This window comes from Streptomyces sp. NPDC000941 (genome assembly GCF_053599555.1).
The window spans coordinates 1-3,125 of the sequence record NZ_JBSFMM010000466.1 but is presented as its reverse complement, the minus strand read 5'-3'; the positions used below and the strand labels follow the sequence as shown (position 1 = coordinate 3,125).

Here is a 3,125-nt window from a genome sequence, read left to right as displayed (position 1 = left end):
GGTAGCCGCCGGTGACATTGGCGAACCACACCAAGCTGGTGCCCCAGCCCTCGAACTTCTGCTGCTGATAGGAGGGGTCGGGCCGCTTGACCCTCTCACTGTGTGAGGGCCTGCACTGGAAGGCGTCATGTTCACCATCGGAGAGTTCGCCAAGCACGGACGGGTGTCGGTCCGCATGCTGCGCCACTACGACGCCATCGGGCTGCTGCGCCCCGTCCACACCGACCCGACCAGCGGCTACCGCCACTACGAAGCCGGTCAGCTCGCACGGCTCAACCGCGTCATCGCGCTCAAGGACCTGGGTTTCAGCCTCCACCAGGTCAAGGCGCTCCTCGACGACGACATCGGCACCGAGGAGCTGCGCGGGATGCTGCGGCTGCGCCGGGCGGAGCTGGAGTCGGCCGTCGCGGAGGCGGTGGCCCGGCTGGCCCAGGTCGAGGCGAGGCTCCGGACCATTGAGAACGAGGGACGCATGCCCACCGAGGACATTGTGATCAAGAGCCTGCCGCCGCTCCGGCTGGCCGAGCTGAGCGCCACCGCGGCAAGCTTCGAACCGCAGCACATCGGGCCCGTCGTCGGCCCCCTGTTCGAGCGGCTGTGCGGTCTGCTGGACGCCGCGGGAGTGACCCCGACCGGCCCCGGGCTCGCCTACTACGAGGACGCACCCGAGGGCGGTGGGGCGATCACCGTCCACGCCGGGGTGCCGGTCGGCGCGCAGGTCGGCGGCGGGGACTTCCAGATCGTCCAGCTGCCGGGCGTCGAGCGCGCCGCCACCGTCGTGCACCGCGGCCCCATGGACGATGTGGTGCCCACCGCCCAGGCGCTGGCCCGCTGGACCGACGCCCACGGCTACCGCTCGGCGGGATACCCGCGCGAGGTCTCCCTGCACTGCCCCGAAGACCGCACCCAGTGGGTGACCGAGCTCCAGGAACCCATCGTCGCCGCCGGCTGATGCCGATGTCCCGGAGGCCCGGTCCGGCCGGGCCTCCGGGACATGCCAAGATCGCAGGCATGACGGCACAGCACGACCCGGAAACGATTCTCGCCGGCCTGACCGACGAGGACTGGCCCACCATCGGCTTCTCCCGCGGCACCGCCGCCGACCCGGCCGGGACGCTGCGCGCCCTGGTCTCGGCGGACGACGAAAACGTCCGCGAGGACGCGCTCTCGTCCTTCTGGGGTGCGATGCGCGCCCGCGTCCCCGCCTACCGCGCGACCGCACAGGTCATCCCGTACCTGGCCCGGGCCTGCGCGGCCGGGATCTACCAGGAGCCGCTGCTCGAGCTCCTGCACAGCGTCGCGGGCGGCGAGGACCAGCCCCGTAACGACCAGGACGAGCTCACGGCCGTCGTCGCCGCGCAGGTGCCGCTGCTGCTGCCCCTCCTCGCCCACGACGACGAGGACATCAGGCGCCGGCTGATCCGTATCGTCCTGCTGTCCGGCCGGTCGCGGGAGTCCGCCGAGGCGATACGGGCCCGCTGGGCCGAGGAGTCCGACCCCGCGCTGCGCTCCGCCCTGCTGTCGGCCTGCCGTATCGCCGACCCGGACGTCGCGGCGGAGATCGCCGCGGGCGAGCTCGGCCCCGACCGGGACCCCGAGATCCGGCTGGTGGCCGTCCTCAACCTGGTGCGCGACGGGGCCTCCTGGACGGACGAGCTGGAGGCCGCCGCCACCGCCTGGGCCCTGCGGGGCAGCGAGATCGAGCAGGTCGAGCGGTGGTTCGACATGGACTCCGGCGACTGGAAGGACACCGACCCCGACGACGAGTCCTTCGAGCTTCTGCTCCAGCTGCTCGCCGGCCGCGGCGAGTTCCCCGTGGCCCTCCGCCTGCTGGACGCGGTCCTGGCCGCCGAAGGCCCCGGCGCCGGTCTGCGCGGCCGCCGGGCGCTGGCCGCCATCGAGCCGCTGTGCGCGGAGTTCCGCACCGCCCCGGCGCTGCTGGCCCCGCGCCTGGCGTCCCTGGTGACGTATCAGGACCTGGTCGTGGCCGGGACGGCCATCGGCCAGCTGCGGCGCCTGGGGGAGGAGGGCCGCCCCGCCGCCGACGCGCTGCTGACCCATGCCTCGGGCGAGCGGGTCGCCGAGGCGGAGGACAAGTTCGACGCCGAGGACGCCGAGGAAGTGGCCGACAACGCCCTCGGAGCGCTCGTCGGCCTGGGCGACACCAGGGCCGTGCCGCTGCTCGCCCGCGATCTGCCGCACCGCGAGGAGGCCCTGGAGACGGCCGTCGGCACCTCGCCCTGGAGGCTCGACGACCAGCCGTCGGTGCCCTTCGATACCCAGCTCCTCGACGCCGCCCGCGACCTGATCCGCAACCCGGACCGCCGGAACTACGGCGCGCCCCGGCATCTGTGCACCCTGCTCGCCCCCTGGGGGCCGCAGGCGGCCCCCGCCCTCCCCGAGCTGTACTCCCTGCTGACCACGCAGCGCCAGTACGCCCCGAGCGCGGTGGCCGCCGTCGCGGCGGGCACCGAGGCCGCCGCCGAGGCGGCGGACCGGCTGCGCGAGGCCGCCGAGGGCGCCTCCGTCTACGACCGGATGCCCATCGCCGAGGCCCTGCACCGGCTCACCGGCGATACGGCTCAGCTGGTCGAGGCGATCCGCCCCGGCCTCGACGACATCCTCTACAGCCGGCGCGCCGCGGTGGGCCGGGCCGGGCGGCTCGGGCCGGCCGGCGCGCCGCTGCTGCCCCGGCTGCGCGAGCTGCTGGTGCCCGAGGAAGGAGACCGGGTCGGCTGGGACCCGCGTGACTGTCTGTCGGCCGCGTCCACCATCCTGGCGATCGCCGGCGCATCGGCGGCGGACGAGCTGATCCCGGCCCTCTCCCAGGGACTGGAGAACCGGGACGCCCAGACCCGGGCCTCGGCCGCCCGCCTGGCCGGCCGGCTGGGCGCGGCCGCCGCGCCCCTGGCCGAGCGGATCGCACCGCTGCTGAAGTCCCTGGCCACCCTCCTGCCCGCCGCGCGCGCCCTGCTGGCCATCCCCGGCGCCGTGGGGCCCGAAGGGGTGGTCGACCGCGAGGAACTGACGGATGCGCTGCTCCTGTCCGTCGACTCCGTCGATCACCCCGGGGCGGCGCTCGACCTGCTGCGCGGAGAAGAAGCGCCCCCGCGGCCTCATCCTCA

2 protein-coding genes are annotated in these 3,125 nt (G+C 74.6%); both read left to right on the top strand.

All coding sequences use genetic code 11. The annotated features are described in order from the left end of the window. Positions 1-127: 127 nt before the first annotated feature. Entirely contained in the window at positions 128-952 is an 825-nt protein-coding gene (locus tag ACWDSL_RS52695) for a MerR family transcriptional regulator (protein WP_450496813.1), read from the top strand. A 59-nt stretch (positions 953-1,011) separates the two neighbouring features. Further along, positions 1,012-3,125 (top strand): hypothetical protein (locus tag ACWDSL_RS52690; protein WP_450496812.1); only part of this gene is annotated, 2,114 nt, incomplete at its 3' end.

Excerpts from the sequence above, each read along its gene's own strand:
- ACWDSL_RS52695 (WP_450496813.1), top strand. The coding sequence starts at position 128 with ATGTTCACCATCGGAGAGTTCGCCAAGCACGGACGGGTGTCGGTCCGC.